The sequence below is a fragment of the Finegoldia sp. P3-F-LR genome (assembly GCF_052932165.1).
Map to the genome: position 1 here is coordinate 1 of NZ_JBRFJE010000081.1, position 250 is coordinate 250.

1 rRNA gene is annotated in these 250 nt (G+C 46.0%); it reads right to left on the reverse strand.

Annotated elements, in window-relative coordinates:
• Positions 1–215, reverse strand: a 16S ribosomal RNA gene (locus tag ACU68U_RS09420); the annotation flags it as partial.
• Between the last annotated feature and the right edge of the window lie 35 nt (positions 216–250).

The window sequence follows — 250 nt, forward strand, 5'->3', positions numbered from 1 at the left end:
TAAAACATGTGTTTCTACGATTTTATGCGGTATTAATCCCGGTTTCCCGAGGCTATCCCACTGTCATAGGCAGGTTGCTCACGCGTTACTCACCCGTTCGCCACTCTCATTAGTAATCTTCCACCGAAGCTTCTGTCTACTAAATCCCGTTCGACTTGCATGTGTTAAGCACGCCGCCAGCGTTCGTCCTGAGCCAGGATCAAACTCTCAATTTAATGTTTGTTTGAAGCTAGCTTTTCAGCTGACTTTT